Genomic DNA, 17,486 nt, shown 5'->3' with positions numbered 1-17,486 from the left:
CCGCTTAGGAAAAGACGGCTGGTAGCTCGGCAGCCACAGACTCAGATTTTGTTGAACAAGCCCAGTTGAGCAATCTTGCTGAAAGCCAGTTGCGACGCTTGCAACATGGTTTGCTGCAAGGTCAGGCGGGTCATGACTTCGGCTGGATCAGAATCGCGGATCGCCGACTGGGTCTGGGTGTTGGCCATGACCAGACTCTGATTGGTTTCGCTCTGGGTAGACAGGGCTGCACCACGACCGCCCACCGAACTCAGAGAGCTGGACAACTGATCGCTGCCGCTCGCCAGGTTGCCGATGCCCGAGGCCAACGCAGCCTGAAACTTCTGAATCTGGATCGGATTGCCGCTGATTGGCGTATTCAGCGCAGTCTTCAACTGGTTCACGGTATCCAGGATGTTCTGGGTTTCGTGGGTATTGACGGCCACGCTGAACTGATCGCCCGCGCCCGGCGTACCGGCCAGGGTGAAGCTCACGCCCGAAGCGGTGGCGATGCCAGCCGCTACGGTGCCGGAAGACACTGGCTGGCTGTTGGCGGTCAAAGGTGCTGCGTACAGGTCGAACGCCGTGGCGCTGGTGAACTTCATCACTGCCGATCCCGTAGGGAAACTGGCGTGATAAGCCACTGGGTTGGTGATGCTGCTGCCAGTGACCTGAGTGGCTGTCGGGTTGCCCGGGCTGCGGGTTGCCGTGAAGGTGTCAGGCTTGGCCGCAAGCGTAAAGCTGTGGCCTGGCAGCACGGTGGCTGCGTTGTCACCGACCGCCAGATTGATGTTCAGGTTCAGGTCGACGCCACGGAACGACACGGTCTGGCCAACCGTGGTCGCCGGGTTGAACGCGCCACCCTGACTGGCTTCAGCGGTCACGTCGTTACCGCCCGAGTCGGTGATTTTCAACTGGGTGCCGCTGACGAAATCGACGGTGTACGGCTCGCCCGAACGGAACTTGCTGTTGTAGGTCACGCTCGACGACACCTGGCCATTGGACAGGACCACGCGACCGTCATCCACGGCCGGCGCGGTCATGGTGACCTGGCTGCGGCTGGTGTTGACGGCCTGCTGGAACACTTCCCAACCGGTGCTATTGGTGGCCATCGACATGGTGTCGCCGACTTTCAAATCGAGGGTGACCTGGTCGCCGTTGTAGCTGTAGGTACCATCGGCGTTGCGGGTGAACGGCACGGTGTCGCCCTTGGAGCCGGAGAAGATGTACTTGCCGTTCTCGTCCTGGCTGTTCATCAGGCTCAGCAACTGCTCTTCGATCTGACCCAGTTCCGAAGCGTTGGCCTGACGGTCGGCGTCGGTGTAACCGGCGTTGCCGGCACCGATCGCCAGTTCCTGGGCGCGCTGAAGTACGTTGGTGATGCTGGTCATGACCGACTCGGTCTGACCCAGGGTCGACTTCAGGGTATTGGTGTTGGCTTTGTACTGGTCGAGCATCGAAGCCTGTTGGCCGAGCTGCAACAAACGCGAAGCGCCAACCGGATCATCCGCAGCAGTGTTGATGCGAACCAGGCTGCTGGCCTCTTCGCTGCTCTTGACCACGTTGGAGAAGTTCTTCTGATAGTTGGCAGCAGAGGACTCGTAAAACTGGGCGGTAGAAATGCGCATGGGCTACGACTCCTTAAAGACTGTTGATCAGTGTGCTGAAGATTTCTTGCGCAGCTTTAATGATCTGCGAAGAGGCGGTGTAGTACTGCTGGTATTTGACCAGGTTGCCGGTTTCCTCATCGAGGTCGACACCGGACAGCGAATCGCGAGCGCCCTTGGCGTTGTCCAGGATGGCGCCGGTCGCGGCGCTGTCGAGCTTGCCCTGAGCAGCTTTGGCGCCCACACCCTCGACCAGTTTGCCGTAGGCGTCGGTCAGGGAAATGCCTTTGCTCGCGGAGCCGGTGTCGACCACCTGCTTGGTCTGCAAGCCGGCCAGTGCGGTGCCGTTACGGTTATCCATCGTGCCTGGTTGCGCGATGTTGATGTCCACCGCTGTGCCAGTGGCCGGCGAACCGGCCACGGTCATGTCGAAGCTGACCGTACGCTGCACGGCAGGTGGGCCCGGATCCATGATCGGCGCACCCGTGCCATCTTGCAGCGGCACGGTCAGGCTCAGGGTGTTGTTCTGGTTCGGTATGATGGTGCCGGTGCTGATCTGCACGCCTTTGGCATCGAGCAACTGGTAAGGCTGGCTGGCACCACCGGCCGCCGGGGCACCGAACACCACTTTGACCGGCATGGAGGTTTTCATGCCGTTCTGGATGAGTGCGGTGGTGGCCGTGTCGTAGATGTCGAACTTCGTGGTCACGGTTGGCTGACCGCTGGACGAAATGGTCAGGGTACCGCTGCCGCCCGGCGCAATGGCCGCGCTCAACGGTGCCGCGATCGCCAGACGCTTGGAGTCGGTCATCTCGGTCTTGATGTTCGCCGCCGCGTTGCGGGTCGGGGTGATCTTGAACGTATCACCGGCGGCGGCAGTACCGCCACTGAGCGTCAACGAGAAACCGTCAATCACTGGCGGCGGCGTGGTCAGGGTGCTGAATGCGCCCATGGACGTGCCGTCCGGCAGACGTTGTACGGTGTAGTTGGTGCCACTGGTGAAGGTGACTTTGTAATCGTTGATAGTCAGCTTGCCGCTGTCCTCGATGCTCACATCGAAGTCGCCTGAACCGGCGCTGTTGCCGACGGTGGCAACACTGCGATCGGCCATCTGTGCGGCACTGTTGATGCTGTTGAACAGGTTGGAACCGAACGCACCGTTCTTGTCGATGCCCTGGGCCTGGAGGCCGTTCATCTGATCGGCGACGACCAGCGCCACGCGTCCCAGCTCGTTCATGGCCGGATCGAGCACGGTGCTGCGGTAGCGCAGCAGACCGCCAATCTCGCCACCGGTGATCACCGAGGTGATGTCGACAGTGCTGCCGCCACGGTTGAGCTGAATGCCCATGCGCGAAGGATCGGCCAGGCTCGGCACCACTTGCAGGGTGCTGGCGGTACCGCCCATGACCAGCGGCTGGCCGCTGCCCAGGTACACATCAAGGTTGCCGTCGCGCTCGATGACTTGCGCGCCGGTGAAGGTGGAGAGCTGACGCACGGTTTCGTTGCGCGCATCGAGCAACTCGTTCGGCATGCCGCCGGCCTTGGAAACCTCGGAGATTTTCTGGTTCATCTGGGCCACGGTGGCGGCCAGTTTGTTGATCTGGTCGGCCATGTTCGTCAGGTTGCCGTTGATGCTGGCGTTCTGCGCGGTCAACTGGCTGGATACGGAGTTGAAACGAGCGCTCAAGGCCTGAGCATCGCTGAGCAGCAATTGACGAGACGCATCGTCACCCGGCTTGGCGTTGACGTTCTGCACCGAGGCGAAGAACTTGGTCAGCGCGCCGTTGAGGCCGGTGCCGCTGTCCGACAGCAAGGCATCGAGCGGGCTGATCTGCCCGGCGTACGCGGCCGCATCGCTGTTGAGCGAGGTGGTGGTCTGCAGTTGTGCATCGAGGTAGCTGTTGTACACCCGACGCACATCGGCCAGGGTCGTGCCGGTGCCGATGTAGACGTTGCCGAATTGATTCGAGGCTTTGCTGCTCTGCACGGTTTGCTGACGCGAATAACCGGCGGTGTCGGCGTTGGCAATGTTATTGCCGGTAGTCATCAACGAGGATTGGCCAGCGGCCAGACCCGACATCCCGATATTGAGCAAACTCATGGTTCAGACCTTATGCCTTGTGCCTATAGAGGCGTGGTGGAAGCGCCCGCCGCAGCGTAGTTTTGGTAACTCGTCATCTGCTTGGCTATCTGCGAGATCTTGCTTGCGTAATCCGGGTCGGTTGCATACCCGGCTTTCTGCAACTCGCGTACAAACTGTTCTGGGTTATCGGCCGACTTCACAACATCTTGATAGCGATTGTTGGTTTGCAGCAAAGTCACAAGGTCATGGAAGCTGTCTTTGTACGAGTCGTAGGAACGGAACTCGGCCGTCTCCTTGACCATCTCGCCATTCCTGAATTCGCTGGTGATGGCCCGCGCCGAATCGCCCTTCCAACTGGTGCCGGCCTTGATGCCGAACAGGTTGTGGCTACTGCTGCCATCCTGGGCGCGCATGACCGATTTACCCCAACCGGTTTCCAGCGCCGCCTGGGCCACCAGGTAACGCGGATCGACGCCAATGCGCTCGGCGGCTTCCTTGGCCATCGGCAGCATGGTGTTGACGAATTCGTCGGCGGAACTGAAGGCTTTCTTCGGCGGTGCCAGGGGAATCTGCGCCATGGCACGGCCGTAAATCTGCAGGCGTCCGCTCGATTTCGTGTCCGTTTGCGAGGCCAGCCAGTCACCATTGAACAGCGGACCGGCACCGGTCGCTGCCGCAGGCGTCGCGACGCCACGCTCAGGCAACAACGGTTTGTTGGCGGTCGCAGCAGTCGTTGCCGAAGGCACCAGACCGGCGAGCAAGCGATCCGCCAGTTTCGGTGGCAAGGCCAGACGACGCTGATTGATCAGCTCCATGTCATTGCGATGCGTGCCCTCGCCTGCCGGCGCTTTCACCGAGCGCGAAGCCCACAACGGACGCTGACCATTGAGCCGCGACAGCGGACCGTCGGTGGCCACGGTGCCCGCTGCAATCGGCGTCGGCACGGCGGCTTTCGCCGCTTCCTGCTTGGCCGCGGATGCCGCTGCCGCCTCACCCGGCGCCAGTGGTTTGTTCTTCGACATCTGACGCATCAGCACGTCCGCCAGACCAATACCACCGCCCTCACGGGACATGGAAATGGCCAACTGCTGGTCGTACATTTCCTGATACTGCTTGGCCGCCGGCGTGTTGAGCGGGTTGTCCTTGCCCAACGCTTCGGTGGCCGAGCGCATGGACTTGAGCATTTCACCAAGGAACAGCGACTCGAATTCCTGCGCAACCTTGCGCATGTTGCCGTCACTGTTCTTGTCGCCCACCTTGAGCTGGTTCAAGCGATTCAAGTCCGAATAGGAACCGGAGTCGCTACTGCTGACCAGACCGCTCTTGCGCATATCCATGACGACGGTCCCTTAGATCACGATCAGGTCGGCTTGCAATGCGCCAGCCTGTTTCAGTGCTTCGAGGATCGCCATCAAGTCGCCCGGTGCCGCGCCGACCTGGTTCACCGCACGCACGATTTCGTCGAGAGTGGTGCCCGGGCCGAACTTGAACATCGGCTTGGCTTCTTGCTGTGCGTTAACCCGCGAGCGCGGCACAACCGCCGTCTGACCATTGGACAGAGGGCCGGGCTGGCTGACAATCGGGTCTTCGGTAATGGTCACGGTCAGGCTGCCGTGCGTCACGGCGGCCGGTGAAACCTTGACGTTCTGGCCGATCACGATGGTGCCGGTACGCGAGTTGATGATGACTTTCGCCACCGCCTGCCCCGGATCGACTTCAAGGTTTTCCAGGAGCGACAGGTAGTCGACCCGCTGACTTGGATCAAGCGGTGCGCTGACGCGGATCGAACCGCCGTCGATGGCCTGGGCAACGCCCGGGCCGAGCATGTTGTTGATCTTGTCGACGATGCGCTTGGCGGTGGTGAAGTCCGAACGGTTGAGGTTCAGCGTCAGGCTGTTGCCCTGGTTGAAACCGCTCGGCACTGAACGCTCGACCGACGCACCACCAGGGATACGACCGGCCGACGGAACGTTGACGGTGATCTTCGAACCGTCACGGCCTTCGGCATCAAAACCGCCCACCACCAGGTTGCCCTGGGCGATGGCATAGACGTTGCCGTCGATACCCTTGAGCGGCGTCAGCAACAGGGTACCGCCGCGCAGACTCTTGGAGTTACCGATGGACGACACGGTGATATCGACTTGCTGACCCGGCTTGGCAAACGGCGGCAGGTCCGCGCTGATCGATACCGCGGCCACGTTCTTCAACTGCACGTTGCCCGAACCCGGCGGCACCTTGATGCCGAACTGAGAGAGCATGTTGTTGAAGGTCTGCAGGGTGAACGGGGTTTGCGTTGTCTGGTCACCGGTGCCGTTAAGCCCCACCACCAGACCGTAACCGATCAATTGGTTGGAGCGTACGCCGGAAATACTGGCGATGTCCTTCAGCCGCTCGGCTTGAACGTTGAAGGCTGCCGACAGCAAAAACGCAGCCACCATAAGGCTTTTGAAATTCAACGTAGCCACCTAGAAAGGGAACAGCGGGCTGAGGAAGAAACGGTCGAACCAGCCTGGCTGACTCGCATCGGCAAACGAACCGGTGCCCGAGTAGGTGATGCGTGCATCGGCGACACGGGTCGACGACACGGTGTTATCGGTCGAGATGTCATCGGCGCGCACCAGTCCGGCAATCCGCACCAGCTCATCGCCCGTGTTAAGGGTCATCCACTTCTCGCCACGTACGGCGATGATGCCGTTAGGCAACACGTCGGCAACGGTGACGGTGATCGAGCCGGTCAGGGTGTTGCCCTGCGCCGCCTTGCTGTCACCCTTGGTCGCGCGGTCGCCTTCATAGCTGGCGTCCAGGCTCAAGTCACCACTGCCAAACGGGTTGTTGGTGTTGGGGGTAGAGCCGAACAGCGAACTCAGGCCGATGCTGGTTTTGCTGTTCTTGCCAATTTGCGAGTTGGCGTTTTTGCTGGCCTGGGTCTTCTCGTTCAGCGTGATGGTGATGATGTCACCCACCCGGAACGCCTTGCGGTCGCTGTACAGGTTCTGTTCGAAACCGGCCTGATAAATCGAGCCATTGTTCGCGGCCGCCGGCAACGGTGTGCGCGGCAACACCGGGGCGTAATAAGGGTCATTGGGCTTGGGCGTCGTTGGGACGCAGCCCGCGAGCACAACAGCCCCACTCAGTGCCAGAACAGATACAAAGCGATTCATGACCCTACCTCACGGTGTTGCAGGCGACCTCATGGCCGCCTCATAGACTTGATTACAGATTCTGCGTTACGAACGAGAGCATCTGGTCGGCGGTGGAGATCACCTTGGAGTTCATCTCGTAAGCACGCTGAGTGGTGATCATGTTGACCATCTCTTCAACGGTGCTGACGTTGGACGTTTCCAGGGTGTTCTGCAGCGTGGTACCGAAACCGTTCAGGCCCGGGGTACCGACTTGCGGTGCTCCGCTGGCCGCGGTTTCCAGGAACAGGTTGTTGCCCACTGCTTGCAGACCGGCCGGGTTGATGAAGTCGGCGGTTTGCAGGTTGCCGATCACCTGGTTGGCCGGGTTACCCGGAACGGTGATGGACACGGTGCCGTCGCGACCGACCGTGAAGGTCTGCGCGTTGCTGGGAATGACAATGGCTGGCTCAAGGGCGAAGCCGCTGGCGTTCACAACCTGACCGTTGGAGTCGAGGTGGAACGTACCGTCGCGGGTGTAAGACGTGGTGCCGTCCGGCTGCAGGATCTGGAAGAAACCGCGACCGTCGACCGCCAGGTCAAGTGGCTGCTCGGTGGTTTGCAGGCTGCCGGCGGTGAAGTTTTTCTGGGTGCCGACGATGCGCACACCGGTACCCACTTGCAGACCCGACGGCAGTTCGCTGTCCTGGGTCGACTGGGCGCCTGGCTGGCGCTTGATCTGATAGAGCAAGTCCTGGAATTCGGCACGATCACGTTTGAAACCCGTGGTCGACACGTTGGCCAGGTTGTTGGAAATGGTGGTCAGGTTGGTGTCCTGGGCGGACAGACCTGTTTTGGCAACCCATAGAGCCGGAAGCATTCGATTCTCCTCGTGCGCCTGTTTTACGGCGCGACGTTCTGATAATTAGCTGATCTGCAAGACCCGAGCCATGGCCTGGTCATCGTCTTTGGCGGTGTTCATCATCTTGATGTGCAGCTCGAACTGCTTGGACAAAGCCAACACCGAGGTCATTTCTTCCACGGCGTTGACGTTGCTCGACTCGAGGAACCCGGACACCAGTTTGACGCCGGAGTCGGCTTGCGCCGGCTTGCCGTCCTTGGTGTGGATCGAACCATCCAGGCCTTTGGTCATGTTCTTCATGTCCGGGTTGACCAGCTTGATGCGGTCGACTTCAGCCATCACGCGCGGGCCTTCGCCCATCGCACGGATGCTGATGGTGCCGTCCTCGCCCACCTCGATTTGCTGCTCGGGCGGCACGGCGATCGGTCCGCCATTGCCCATCACCGGCATACCGTTGCCAGCCCGCAGCACGCCCAGGGCGTCCACGTTCAGGCTGCCAGTGCGCACGTAGGTTTCTTGACCCCCAGGGTTCTGCACGGCGATCCAGCCATTGCCTTGCACGGCGACATCGAGGTCGCGGCCGGTCTCGACCAGCGAGCCAGGGGAGAAGTCGGTGGCCGGGCGTTCGGTCATGGCAAACGCACGCGCCGGAAAGCTGTCACCAAACACCGGCATCGAACGGGCCTGTTCCAGGTCCTTCTGAAAACCGTTGGTGGAGATGTTTGCCAGGTTGTTGGCATGAGCCTTCTGCGCCAGTGCATTCTGGCTGGCGCCGGTCATTGCCACATAAAGGTACTTGTCCACACTCTTTCCTCTGCATGCCGGACGTTTGCCGCCCACCGCTGTACTTCGCAGGCTGTAGCAATTTGCAGACCAACTTGCACGCAGAGGCTCAAAGCCCTTTAAAACACTGGGCTTGAGGGTTATCAGGGGAGGCTGACGGATTGTGTCAAAGTCGAAAAACCGGCGCGGATATGCCGCTTCGCGGCAATACGGTGAAAGCCCTCGGCCGGATTTGCTACCAGCCTTTGACTCCGCTCATGTCGGGCAACTGGTGGGCAATGCCTTTGTGGCAGTCGATACAGGTCGCCTGGCCGCTGGCCAGTGACGTGGAGTGCATATTGGCGGCGCGTTTGCCCTGACGGGTGAAATCCATGAATTCGAAGTTATGGCAATTGCGGCACTCCCGGGAGTCGTTGGCCTTGAGCCGCCCCCACTCGTGTTCGGCCAACTCACGCCGCATATCAAGAAACTTTTCACGGGTATCGATCGTGCCGAACACCTTGCCCCACACTTCCTTGGAGGCCTGCATCTTGCGGGCAATCTTGTGCGTCCATTCATGGGGAACATGGCAGTCCGGGCACGTGGCTCGAACGCCGGAGCGATTGGTGTAGTGAATGGTTTCCTGCAACTCGACAAAAACGTTGTCGCGCATTTCATGGCAGGAAATACAGAACTTCTCGGTATTGGTCGCTTCCAGCGCGGTGTTGAAACCGCCCCAGAAAATCACCCCGGCAATAAACCCGCCAAGCGTCAGGAAGCCCAGGCTGTAATGCACGCTGGGCCGACGCAGAACACCCCAATAATCCTTGAGCAGGGCAAGCAACGATTTCATGTCCTCTCCTCAGGGTTTCGACTGGCCGTTGATTTCGTCTTGCAGCACCTGGTCAATGTTCTTGAAGCTGTTGTTCACCAGAGGTTTCACGTCTTTTTGCGGCACATGGCACTGATTGCAGAAATACCGGCGTGGCGATACCGCGGCCAGCGCCTGACCATCACGGTCCATGTAGTGGGTGATGCTGATCATCGGCGCCTGAGTGCGAGCGCTATTGGCGCGGCTATGACAAGACAGGCACTTGTTGCTGTTCTTGTCGATGCGGTATCCCCGAGTGCTGTGCGGGATGGTGGGCGGTTGCTCGGGATAATTGCGCTCGCGCTTGAGGTCCTTGTTCTCGTCTTCAGCTATCGGCGGGGCCGGGAACTCCTGCGTCAAGGTCCCTCCGGGTCGCCGACCATCCGGCGCCGGGGCGTCCAGCGGGTAACCCGGCTGCGCCGCGAATGCCGCTGGCAACCCAACCAGCAGAGCAGCAAGCAAGGACAGCGAACGACAATTCATCAGAGCTCTCCTTATGCCGTCTTGATCACTTCAATCCTGATCGCGCATTTTTTGTAATCAGTTTGTTTGGAGATAGGGTCCGTCGCATCGAGCGTGACTTTGTTGATCAGCCTGTTGGCATCGAAGAACGGTACAAACACCAGGCCTTCGGGTGGCTTGTTACGCCCTCGGGTTTCGATGCGCGCACGCATCTCACCGCGCCGACTGATCAGTTTCACTTCGCTGCCACGGCGGGCATTCAGGGCTTTCGCATCCGCCGGATGCATGTAGACCAAGGCGTCGGGGACCGCTTTATAGAGTTCCTCTACGCGCTGCGTCATGGTCCCGGTGTGCCAGTGCTCAAGGACCCGGCCGGTGCTGAGCCAGAACGGGAAGTCCGCGTCCGGGGACTCTGCTGGCGGCTCGTAAGGAAGCGCGAAGATGATCGCTTTCTTGTCGGGATAGCCATAAAACTGCACACCGCTGCCCTTCTCCACGTAAGGGTCATACCCCTCCCGGAAACGCCAGAGTGTTTCCTTGCCCTCGACGACGGGCCAGCGCAATCCACGTTCGGTGTGATAGCGATCAAACGGGGCAAGGTCATGACCGTGGCCACGGCCGAACTGGGCATATTCTTCGAACAGCCCTTTTTGCAGGTAAAAGCCAAAATCCCGGGCCTCGTCGTTTTGATAACCCGCCGCCATCTGATCCAGTGGGAACTGATCGACCTGACCGTTCTTGAACAGCACCTCATACAGGGTCTTGCCCTTGTACTGCGGTGACGTGGTCAACACCTCTGCCGACCAGACCTCATCGGTTTTAAAGCGCTTGGAAAACTCGACCAGTTGCCACAGATCAGACTTGGCCTCACCCGGCGCCGAAACCAACTGATGCCAGAACTGCGTACGCCGCTCCGCATTGCCATAAGCGCCCTCTTTCTCGACCCACATCGCGGTGGGCAGAATCAGATCGGCCGCTTGGGCGGAGACCGTGGGGTACACGTCCGAGACCACCACAAAGTTCTCGGGGTTGCGCCAGCCCGGCAACACTTCCTGCATGATGTTGGGGCCGGCCTGCATGTTGTTGCTGGCCATCGTCCAATACACGTTGAGCACACCGTCCTTGAGCATGCGGCTCTGCTGCACGGCGTGAAACCCGACCTTTTCATTGATGGTGCCCGGCGGCACTTTCCAGATCTGCTCGGCCTTGGCGCGATGCGCCGGGTTGGTGACCACCAGGTCGGCGGGCAAGCGATGGGAGAACGTGCCCACTTCGCGCGCCGTCCCGCAGGCCGAAGGCTGGCCCGTCAGGGAGAATGGACTGTTGCCCGGCTCGCTGATCTTTCCGGTCAACAGGTGGATGTTGTAAATCAGGTTATTGGCCCACACGCCACGCGTGTGCTGGTTGAAGCCCATGGTCCAGAACGAAACCACTTTGCGCTTGGGGTCGGCATACAGTTCGGCCAACGCCTTGAGGCGCTCGGCCGGCACGCCGGTTTCCTTGGCCGTGCGCTCAAGCGTGTAAGGTTTTACGAACGCCGCGAATTGCTCAAAATCGATATCGGTCCAGGTATTCGCCTTGGCGGCATTGCGCGCCTTCATCTCCAGCGGATTATCGGCACGCAGGCCGTAGCCGATGTCATCCGTACCTTTGGCGAACTTAGTGTGCTTACTGACAAAGTCCTTATTGACCGAGCCGCTTTCAATAATGTGATTGGCAATGTAGTTGAGGATAAACAGGTCAGTCTGTGGCTTGAACACCATGGGAATGTCGGCCAACTCAAAACTGCGATGCTCGAAGGTAGAAAGCACCGCGACCTTGACGTTGGGCTGGCTCAATCGGCGATCCGTCACCCGACTCCAAAGAATCGGATGCATCTCCGCCATGTTTGAACCCCACAACACGAACGCGTCGGTGACTTCGATATCGTCATAACAGCCCATCGGCTCATCGATACCGAACGTACGCATAAACCCCATGACCGCAGACGCCATGCAATGACGTGCATTGGGATCAATGTTATTTGAGCGAAACCCGGCCTTCATCAACTTGTTGGCCGCATACCCTTCCCAGACGGTCCACTGACCCGAACCGAACATGGCGATTGATTCGGCCCCTTTGTTTTTTATCGCCTCCTTAAACTTCAATTCCATCACATCAAACGCTTGATCCCAGGACACCGGCTGAAACTCGCCCTGCTTGTCATACTGCCCGTTGGTCATGCGCAACAGTGGCTGAGTCAGGCGATCAACGCCGTACATGATCTTTGACAAGAAGTAGCCTTTGACGCAGTTCAGCCCGCGATTGACCTCGGCTTTCACATCACCGTGAGTGGCGACCACCCGATTGTCCTTGGTCGCCACCATCACGCTGCACCCGGTACCGCAAAAACGGCAGGGTGCCTTGTTCCAGTCCAGGGCCACCCGATCTTCTTCGGTGATGAGATTGCTGGCAGAGGTAAATACCGGAAGTCCCGCAGCCGCCGCAGCAATCCCCGCAGCCTGGGCTTTGACAAATTCTCGCCGCGTCATAGGCATGTGCTTTCTCCCGTCACATCGAGAATCTCGTGATAAACGAGGGAGGCATTGAGCACACCCGGCAAGTTGTTGATCTGGTTTATGCGCTGGGAAATCTCGCTTTCTTTTTCCATCTCCAGCACCACCACCAGTTTGCCGGCGGGACTTTCCTGATGCAGTTCAACGCCATTGAGCAAACGTAAATTGGCCTTCACCGCCTTGAACAACTCAGGACGAGCAAGCACTACCAGACTGGCAATATGCAGCGTCTTTTCCATGATCAGTACTCCCCGTCATGCCACTAAGAGGGACAACAATCAATTGGGTGGTCCGGGAGGGCCAAGCAGCATTTGCAGAAACCAGACAAAGAAACCGTAACCACCCACTATCGCCACCGACAGCACTGGAAAAAGAACAACAATCAGAAAAAAGAACAGGCGAGTTTCTTTGCGCACTTGCTGGGTAGAGTCATCCGCTGATGGCATGGTGATCGCTCCTGCCAAACTTTGAATTGAGCCTAGATGGCCTGCCTGGGAAGCTCTACGATTCGGATCAACGGTAAGGGTAAAGCGCTTCCAATGCGATTTAGAGGCGCTAGAGAACAACTAACAGCCGATAATTATTCTTGTCTTGGCTGCTCGCCGAATAACGTTAACGCTCAAGTTTGCCAATTTCATAATCACGCAACTTATTGGCAATGGTTGTATGAGAAACACCCAGGCGCTTGCCCAATTGCCGGCTGCTGGAATGCTCCGAATAAAGTCGCTCCAACACCGCTTTCTCGAAACGCCCGACGATCTCGTCAAGCCCGCCCTCCAGCGAAAAATCGCCAAGCGGCTGACGCACACCGTAATCCGGCAGACGAATATGTTCGGCCTTGACCGTCCCGCCCTCACACAACGAAACCGCCTGGAACAACACGTTTTCCAATTGCCGGACGTTACCCGGCCAGTGGTAATGACTGAGCCGCTCCATCGCGGCCGGTGCCAGTTTCGGCAGCGGGCATCCGATTTGCCGGCTGGCCTGATCGAGGAAGTGCTCCACCAGCGGCGTCAAACCATCAAGGCATTCACGCAGTGGCGGGATGTGCAGCGACAACACATTCAAGCGGTGATAAAGGTCCTGGCGAAACTCGCCCCGCGCGCACAGTTCGGACAAATCCACCTGGGTCGCGCAGATCACGCGCACATCGAGGTAGACCTCTTCATCACTGCCCACACGACGGAAGCAACCGTCCTGCAGGAAGCGCAGCAATTTCACCTGCAAGCGCGGGCTCATTTCTCCCACGCCATCGAGAAACAGCGTACCGCCCGCCGTCAGTTCCAGCAGCCCGAGCTTGCCTTCGGCGCGTGCGCCTTCGAAGGCACCGGGGCCATAGCCGAACAATTCGGTCTCGGCCATCGACTCCGGCAGCCCGGCGCAGTTGAGTGCCATCAAGGGTGATTGCCCGCGCGGGCTGGCCAAATGACAGGCCCGGGCCAACAATTCCTTGCCGGTGCCGGTCTCGCCTTCTATCAAAAGCGGCGCATCCAGCGGCGCCATGCGCCGGGCTTCGCGCACCACGGCCGCCATGACTTTCGAGCTTTGGAAGATGCTGTCGAACCCACGCAGTTCCTGCTTGCGCACGTTATAGATGCGCTCCCCTACCCGGTCCGCGCGGTGCAGCGTCAGGACCGCGCCGGCCATGGCTTCGCTGTCGTCATGTTCCGATTGCAGCGGCGCGATATCAGCCAGAAACACGTCGCCCTTAACCTTGACCCGCAGCCCGTTGATTCGCGATTTGTTGGCGCGCACCAGTTCCGGCAAATCGAAATCCTCGGCATAACGCGACAGCGGAATCCCCGGCACTTCATCCACCCGCACCCCGAGCAACTGCGCCGCCGCGCGGTTGGCCGCAACGATGGAACCGCCCATGTCGATCGACAACACCGGAAACTCCAGGGCACCGAGCAACGCATTGAGTTCCATGTGCCGACGCTCGCTGGGCATCAGCCCTACGCGCTTGACGCCAAATACGCCGGCAATCGATTCAAATTTCGGACGCAGCGCCTGGAACTGAATGTTGATCAGGTTCGGGCAATGCAGGTAGATCGCGTTGCCATGTTCGCCGCCGACCTCACCGCGGGCGACGTTGATCCCGTACTCAACCAGCAAGTTGAGAATGTCGCGCAGGATACCGATACGGTTCTGGCAGTGGACTTTGATACGCATATAAATGGCCCGAAAAACGATAAATGAGGTCAGTGCCTGCACACATTCCCTGTGGGAGCCGAGCTTGCTCGCGATAGCGGTGTACCAGCCGACATCCATGCTGAATGTGGCCCCCTCATCGCGAGCAAGCTCAGCGCCTACAGGGGAATCGCAGCGCTCAACTGAACGTGCCGGCAGAATTTTTCTGTCGAGCGTGAAGATAGTCGTCAAGATTATGTGACACCTTTGCACCATTTCAAACCCGCGAATCTCAACAGCTAGGCCATAGCCGCCAATCCGTAACGAATTCTTTACGAAAAATGGCGAATTTTCCTACGCAACAAGCCGTCACCCTGCTGCAACGCCGCAATCCTTGGGGTATTTCTAGGTCCATAGCAGTACATAACAAGAACGAATCCCCTCGCAGGAGAGCAGCATGAAGCAGACGCAATACGTGGCTCGCGAGCCCGATGCGCAAGGTTTTATCGACTACCCCGCTGAAGAGCATGCGGTGTGGAACACGCTGATTACTCGTCAACTGAAAGTGATCGAGGGTCGTGCGTGCCAGGAGTACCTGGACGGTATCGAAAAACTCGGCCTGCCCCACGACCGCATTCCGCAACTGGGCGAGATCAACAAAGTCCTCGGTGAAACCACCGGCTGGCAAGTGGCCCGGGTTCCGGCGCTGATCCCCTTCCAGACTTTTTTCGAGTTGCTGGCCAACAAGCAGTTTCCGGTGGCGACGTTTATTCGTACCCGCGAAGAGCTGGATTACCTGCAAGAGCCGGACATTTTCCACGAGATTTTCGGGCACTGCCCGCTGCTGACCAACCCTTGGTTTGCCGAATTCACCCACACCTACGGCAAACTGGGCCTGCAAGCGACCAAGGAAGAACGCGTTTACCTGGCGCGCCTGTACTGGATGACCATCGAATTCGGTCTGGTCGATACCGCTGAAGGCCTGCGCATTTACGGCGGCGGCATTCTTTCTTCTCCAAAAGAAACCGTTTACTGCCTGTCGAACGAACCTGAGCATCAGGCGTTCGATCCGCTGGAATGCATGCGCACGCCGTATCGCATCGACATCCTGCAACCGCTGTACTTTGTCCTGCCGAACCTCAAGCGTCTGTTTGATGTGGCTCATGAAGACATCATGAGCATGGTCAAACAAGGCATGCAGCTGGGCTTGCACACCCCGAAATTTCCGCCAAAGGCTGCGTGATCCGCTGCTTTTAGAAACAAGTGAGCCTGTCAGGAACCGACGCTTTGGTTTAGCGTGGTGTGACACTGACGGCCGATGTCCAATCATTCGATTTCAGGAATTCATCATGTCCACATTGAACCAAGCCCACTGCGAAGCCTGCCAAGCCGGTGCCCCTCAGGTCAGCGACGAAGAGTTGCCGGTACTGATCAAGCAGATCCCAGACTGGAACATCGAAGTACGCGACGGCGTGATGCAGCTGGAAAAGCTGTTCCTGTTCAAAAACTTCAAACACGCGCTGGCGTTCACCAATGCCGTTGGCGAGATCTCCGAGGCCGAAGGTCACCACCCGGGCCTGCTGACCGAATGGGGCAAAGTCACCGTCACCTGGTGGAGCCACTCCATCAAGGGCCTGCACCGCAACGACTTCATCATGGCTGCGCGCACTGACGAAGTGGCCAAGGACGCCGAGGGCCGCAAATAATGCATTTCGACGCCATAGGTCGAGTCCCCGGCGACCCGATTCTCGGCTTGATGGAGGCTTATGCGCAGGACCCCAACCCGCGCAAATTCGACCTCGGCGTGGGCGTCTATAAAGATGCCCAGGGCCTGACGCCGATTCCGCAGTCGGTGAAGCTTGCCGAGCAGCGTCTGGTGGATCGTCAAACCACCAAGACCTACATTGGCGGTCACGGCGAACCGGCCTTCGGCAAAGCCATCAATGAGCTGGTGTTGGGTGCCGATTCCGCCTTGATCGCCGGGCAACGGGCCGGGGCGACCCAGACCCCGGGCGGCACCGGTGCATTGCGCTTGAGCGCCGACTTCATCGCCCAGTGCCTGCCGGGCCGTGGCGTGTGGCTGAGCAACCCGACCTGGCCGATCCACGAAACGATTTTCGCGGCGGCCGGGGTCAAGGTCAGTCACTACCCGTACGTGGGCAGCGACAACCGCCTCGACGTCGACGCTATGCTCGCGGTACTCAGCGAAGCGCCGAAGGGCGACGTGGTGTTGCTGCACGCCTGTTGCCACAACCCGACCGGTTTCGACTTGTCCCACGACGACTGGCACCGAGTGCTGGACGTGGTGCGCAGTCGAGACCTGTTGCCGTTGATCGACTTCGCTTACCAGGGCTTCGGCGATGGCCTGGAGCAGGATGCCTGGTCGACCCGGTTGTTCGCCGCGGCGTTGCCGGAAGTGCTGATCACCAGTTCCTGCTCGAAGAACTTCGGTTTGTACCGCGACCGCACCGGCGCACTGATTGTCTGTGCAAAAACCGCAGACAAGCTCGTGGACATCCGCAGCCAGCTGGCCAACATCGCGCGTAACCTGTGGTCGACGCCACCGGATCACGGCGCGGCCGTAGTCGCAACCATCCTTGGCGATCCGGAGCTGAAAAGCCTCTGGGCCGACGAAGTGGAAGCCATGCGTTTGCGCATCGCCCAATTGCGCAGCGGCCTGGTCGAAGCGCTGGAGCCACATGGCTTGCGCGAGCGCTTTGCCCACATCGGCGTGCAACGCGGGATGTTTTCCTACACCGGGCTGTCGCCGGAGCAAGTAAAAAACCTGCGGGACCATCACAGCGTGTACATGGTCAACTCGGGCCGGGCGAACGTGGCGGGCATCGATGCTACGCGTCTGGATCTGTTGGCCGAGGCAATCGCCAAGGTTTGCAAATAACCCCCGCCTTACGCTGATCGTTCCCGCGCTCTGCGTGGGAATGCAGCCCGGGACGCTCGGCGTCCCTTCCAGAGCCGAACGCGGAGCGTCCGTTGAGGCATTCCCACGCAGGGCGTGGGAACGATCAGCGCAGGCTGCGCCAACTCCTACACAGACC

General features: G+C 59.4%; 16 protein-coding genes. 3 read left to right on the top strand and 13 right to left on the bottom strand.

From position 1 onward, the window contains the following. Window positions 1-41: 41 nt before the first annotated feature. From LOY55_RS07515 to LOY55_RS07455, 13 genes are all read right to left on the bottom strand, one after another. Window positions 42-1,607 carry a flagellar hook-associated protein 3 gene (locus LOY55_RS07515; protein WP_223522573.1) on the bottom strand — a complete coding sequence of 522 codons (1,566 nt, stop codon included), beginning with the start codon at window positions 1,605-1,607 and terminating at the stop codon, window positions 42-44. A 13-nt stretch (window positions 1,608-1,620) separates the two neighbouring features. Further along, on the bottom strand, window positions 1,621-3,687 hold the full coding sequence (gene flgK, locus LOY55_RS07510; protein WP_223522572.1) for a flagellar hook-associated protein FlgK: 2,067 nt from the start codon (window positions 3,685-3,687) through the stop codon (window positions 1,621-1,623). 23 nt (window positions 3,688-3,710) lie between these two features. Further along, the gene (gene flgJ, locus LOY55_RS07505) at window positions 3,711-5,006 is read right to left on the bottom strand and encodes a flagellar assembly peptidoglycan hydrolase FlgJ (protein WP_223522571.1); all 1,296 of its coding nucleotides are present in this window, start codon (window positions 5,004-5,006) and stop codon (window positions 3,711-3,713) included. 12 nt (window positions 5,007-5,018) lie between these two features. Then, a complete protein-coding gene (locus LOY55_RS07500) occupies window positions 5,019-6,107 on the bottom strand; it encodes a flagellar basal body P-ring protein FlgI (protein WP_109786389.1) in 1,089 nt (362 codons plus the stop codon). A 27-nt stretch (window positions 6,108-6,134) separates the two neighbouring features. After that, window positions 6,135-6,830: a flagellar basal body L-ring protein FlgH gene (flgH, locus tag LOY55_RS07495; RefSeq protein ID WP_109786388.1), complete on the bottom strand. Its 696-nt coding sequence runs from the start codon at window positions 6,828-6,830 to the stop codon at window positions 6,135-6,137. A 52-nt stretch (window positions 6,831-6,882) separates the two neighbouring features. After that, window positions 6,883-7,668, bottom strand: a complete 786-nt coding sequence (flgG, locus tag LOY55_RS07490) for a flagellar basal-body rod protein FlgG (RefSeq protein ID WP_109786387.1) — start codon at window positions 7,666-7,668, stop codon at window positions 6,883-6,885. 45 nt (window positions 7,669-7,713) lie between these two features. Then, window positions 7,714-8,454, bottom strand: coding sequence for a flagellar basal body rod protein FlgF (locus LOY55_RS07485; protein ID WP_109786386.1), 741 nt, complete (start codon window positions 8,452-8,454; stop codon window positions 7,714-7,716). Between the two features lie 214 nt (window positions 8,455-8,668). Continuing rightward, entirely contained in the window at window positions 8,669-9,265 is a 597-nt protein-coding gene (locus tag LOY55_RS07480) for a cytochrome c3 family protein (RefSeq protein ID WP_046032795.1), read from the bottom strand. Between the two features lie 9 nt (window positions 9,266-9,274). Further along, window positions 9,275-9,766, bottom strand: coding sequence for a nitrate reductase cytochrome c-type subunit (locus LOY55_RS07475; protein ID WP_046032794.1), 492 nt, complete (start codon window positions 9,764-9,766; stop codon window positions 9,275-9,277). 11 nt (window positions 9,767-9,777) lie between these two features. Then, window positions 9,778-12,282: a nitrate reductase catalytic subunit NapA gene (napA, locus tag LOY55_RS07470; RefSeq protein WP_109786385.1), complete on the bottom strand. Its 2,505-nt coding sequence runs from the start codon at window positions 12,280-12,282 to the stop codon at window positions 9,778-9,780. Beyond that, window positions 12,273-12,539 carry a chaperone NapD gene (locus LOY55_RS07465; RefSeq protein WP_109786384.1) on the bottom strand — a complete coding sequence of 89 codons (267 nt, stop codon included), beginning with the start codon at window positions 12,537-12,539 and terminating at the stop codon, window positions 12,273-12,275. The genes napA and LOY55_RS07465 overlap by 10 nt, the downstream gene beginning before the upstream one ends. 39 nt (window positions 12,540-12,578) lie before the next feature. Further along, on the bottom strand, window positions 12,579-12,746 hold the full coding sequence (locus LOY55_RS07460) for a periplasmic nitrate reductase, NapE protein (protein ID WP_046032791.1): 168 nt from the start codon (window positions 12,744-12,746) through the stop codon (window positions 12,579-12,581). 166 nt (window positions 12,747-12,912) lie between these two features. Next, window positions 12,913-14,472, bottom strand: coding sequence for a sigma-54-dependent transcriptional regulator (locus LOY55_RS07455; protein ID WP_109786383.1), 1,560 nt, complete (start codon window positions 14,470-14,472; stop codon window positions 12,913-12,915). 415 nt (window positions 14,473-14,887) lie between these two features. Between LOY55_RS07455 and phhA the strand changes: the two genes are divergently transcribed. The 3 genes from phhA to LOY55_RS07440 all read left to right on the top strand — a co-directional run bounded on the left by phhA (window position 14,888) and on the right by LOY55_RS07440 (window position 17,329). Beyond that, on the top strand, window positions 14,888-15,673 hold the full coding sequence (gene phhA / locus LOY55_RS07450; RefSeq protein ID WP_027922317.1) for a phenylalanine 4-monooxygenase: 786 nt from the start codon (window positions 14,888-14,890) through the stop codon (window positions 15,671-15,673). A 106-nt stretch (window positions 15,674-15,779) separates the two neighbouring features. Further along, window positions 15,780-16,136, top strand: a complete 357-nt coding sequence (locus LOY55_RS07445; protein WP_046032790.1) for a 4a-hydroxytetrahydrobiopterin dehydratase — start codon at window positions 15,780-15,782, stop codon at window positions 16,134-16,136. After that, the gene (locus tag LOY55_RS07440; protein WP_263295516.1) at window positions 16,136-17,329 is read left to right on the top strand and encodes an amino acid aminotransferase; all 1,194 of its coding nucleotides are present in this window, start codon (window positions 16,136-16,138) and stop codon (window positions 17,327-17,329) included. The genes LOY55_RS07445 and LOY55_RS07440 overlap by 1 nt, the downstream gene beginning before the upstream one ends. Window positions 17,330-17,486 lie beyond the last annotated feature (157 nt).

Source organism: Pseudomonas sp. B21-040 (assembly GCF_024748695.1).
Classification (GTDB): Bacteria; Pseudomonadota; Gammaproteobacteria; order Pseudomonadales; family Pseudomonadaceae; genus Aquipseudomonas.
Note: the sequence above shows the minus strand (reverse complement) of the source record. Positions and strands in the feature narration are given on the sequence as shown.

Bases quoted from the DNA above. Each gene is read 5' to 3' on its own strand.
- LOY55_RS07515 (WP_223522573.1), bottom strand. From the start codon at position 1,607: ATGCGCATTTCTACCGCCCAGTTTTACGAGTCCTCTGCTGCCAACTAT.
- flgK (WP_223522572.1), bottom strand. From the start codon at position 3,687: ATGAGTTTGCTCAATATCGGGATGTCGGGTCTGGCCGCTGGCCAATCC.
- flgJ (WP_223522571.1), bottom strand. From the start codon at position 5,006: ATGGATATGCGCAAGAGCGGTCTGGTCAGCAGTAGCGACTCCGGTTCC.
- LOY55_RS07500 (WP_109786389.1), bottom strand. From the start codon at position 6,107: ATGGTGGCTGCGTTTTTGCTGTCGGCAGCCTTCAACGTTCAAGCCGAG.
- flgH (WP_109786388.1), bottom strand. From the start codon at position 6,830: ATGAATCGCTTTGTATCTGTTCTGGCACTGAGTGGGGCTGTTGTGCTC.
- flgG (WP_109786387.1), bottom strand. From the start codon at position 7,668: ATGCTTCCGGCTCTATGGGTTGCCAAAACAGGTCTGTCCGCCCAGGAC.
- LOY55_RS07480 (WP_046032795.1), bottom strand. From the start codon at position 9,265: ATGAAATCGTTGCTTGCCCTGCTCAAGGATTATTGGGGTGTTCTGCGT.
- LOY55_RS07475 (WP_046032794.1), bottom strand. From the start codon at position 9,766: ATGAATTGTCGTTCGCTGTCCTTGCTTGCTGCTCTGCTGGTTGGGTTG.
- napA (WP_109786385.1), bottom strand. From the start codon at position 12,282: ATGCCTATGACGCGGCGAGAATTTGTCAAAGCCCAGGCTGCGGGGATT.
- LOY55_RS07465 (WP_109786384.1), bottom strand. From the start codon at position 12,539: ATGGAAAAGACGCTGCATATTGCCAGTCTGGTAGTGCTTGCTCGTCCT.
- LOY55_RS07460 (WP_046032791.1), bottom strand. From the start codon at position 12,746: ATGCCATCAGCGGATGACTCTACCCAGCAAGTGCGCAAAGAAACTCGC.
- LOY55_RS07455 (WP_109786383.1), bottom strand. From the start codon at position 14,472: ATGCGTATCAAAGTCCACTGCCAGAACCGTATCGGTATCCTGCGCGAC.
- phhA (WP_027922317.1), top strand. From the start codon at position 14,888: ATGAAGCAGACGCAATACGTGGCTCGCGAGCCCGATGCGCAAGGTTTT.
- LOY55_RS07445 (WP_046032790.1), top strand. From the start codon at position 15,780: ATGTCCACATTGAACCAAGCCCACTGCGAAGCCTGCCAAGCCGGTGCC.
- LOY55_RS07440 (WP_263295516.1), top strand. From the start codon at position 16,136: ATGCATTTCGACGCCATAGGTCGAGTCCCCGGCGACCCGATTCTCGGC.